Source organism: Novosphingobium sp. (genome assembly GCF_036733805.1).
In the GTDB taxonomy this organism is placed as follows: domain Bacteria; phylum Pseudomonadota; class Alphaproteobacteria; order Sphingomonadales; family Sphingomonadaceae; genus Novosphingobium.
The window spans coordinates 1-1,574 of sequence record NZ_DAIMZT010000156.1; the positions used below are offsets into that span (position 1 = coordinate 1).

Consider the following 1,574-nt stretch of genomic DNA (forward strand, 5'->3'; position numbering starts at 1 on the left):
CTTCCAAGCTTGTGATGCGGGTTCGATCCCCGCTACCCGCTCCACCGTCTCCCTTCCTGCCGAGCCGCGGGAGCAGTCATGGCCGACATCATCAATCTGAGGCAGGCGCGCAAGACGAAGATGCGGGCGGACAAGGCGCGTGTAGCCGAGGCCAATCGGGTTAAGTTCGGGCGCACCAAGGCCGAGCGGCAGGCGCAGTTTCAGGAAGAACAGCGCAAGGATCGCCAACTGGAAGGCAGCAGGCGGGAAACGCGGTCCGACGAAACGCAATAGGCTGGGCATGGCGGGGCTGTCGCCCTTTTGCATGAGCCGTTTGCACCGACTCGGTTGCACTTGAGGCCTACCCCTGATACCGGCGCGCCGGTAATTTTCGCGCCAGCACAGGAAGGTCGCACCGCCCATGTCCGACAAGATCAACCGCATCGTTCTAGCCTTCTCGGGAGGGCTCGATACCAGCGTGATCCTGAAATGGCTGCAGCAGACCTACCAGTGCGAGGTCGTAACCTTCACCGCCGACCTGGGGCAGGGCGAGGAGCTGGAGCCGGCGCGCGCCAAGGCGCAGCTGATGGGCGTTAGGCAAGAGCATATCTTCATCGACGACCTGCGCGAGGAATTCGTGAAGGACTATGTCTTCCCGATGATGCGCTCCAATGCGCTCTATGAGGGGCTCTATCTGCTCGGCACCTCGATCGCGCGGCCGCTGATCGCCAAGCGGCAGATCGAAATCGCCAAGCAGGTCGGGGCTGACGCCGTCAGCCACGGCGCGACCGGCAAGGGTAATGACCAGGTGCGTTTCGAACTGGGCTATTATGGCCTGGCCCCCGACATCAAGGTGATCGCGCCCTGGCGCGAATGGGACCTCACCAGCCGCACCAAGCTGATCGAATTCGCCGAAAAGCACCAGATCCCGATCCCCCGCGACAAGCGCGGCGAAAGCCCCTTTTCGACCGACGCGAACATGCTGCATACCTCGTCCGAGGGGAAGGTATTGGAGGATCCGTGGGAGGAAACCCCGGATTATGTCTATTCGCGCACGGTGAACCCGGAGGATGCGCCGGACGCGCCGGAATATATCACGATCGATTTCGAGCGTGGCGATGGCGTGGCGATCAACGGCGTCGGCATGTCGCCCGCGACCCTGCTCGAAACCCTTAACGACTATGGTCGCAAGCATGGCATCGGCCGGCTCGACCTGGTCGAGAACCGCTTCGTCGGCATGAAGTCGCGCGGCATGTATGAAACGCCGGGCGGCACCATCTATCATCTGGCGCACCGGGGCATCGAGCAGCTGACGCTCGATCGCGGCGCCGCGCACCTCAAGGACGAGCTGGCGCCGCGCTATGCCGAGCTCATCTATAACGGCTTCTGGTTCTCGCCCGAGCGCGAGATGCTGCAGGCGGCGATCGACCATAGCCAGGAGAAGGTGACGGGCACGGTTCGGCTGAAGTTGTACAAGGGCGGCGTCTATGTCGTGGGCCGCAAGTCGCCTTACTCGCTCTACAGCGAGAAGGTCGTGACTTTCGAGGACGATGCGGGCGCCTATGACCAGCGCGACGCGGCGGGCTTCATCAAGC

General features: G+C 63.0%; 2 protein-coding genes. One reads left to right on the forward strand and one right to left on the reverse strand.

The genetic code is table 11. The features are described 5' to 3' along the window. Positions 1–282: hypothetical protein (locus V7D69_RS16230; RefSeq protein WP_442947070.1), on the reverse strand; the 282-nt coding region annotated here is incomplete at its 3' end. A 118-nt stretch (positions 283–400) separates the two neighbouring features. On the opposite strand from V7D69_RS16230, the gene V7D69_RS16150 reads away from it, so the two are divergent. Further along, the coding region (locus V7D69_RS16150) for an argininosuccinate synthase (RefSeq protein ID WP_333606359.1) at positions 401–1,574 on the forward strand (1,174 nt) is incomplete at its 3' end.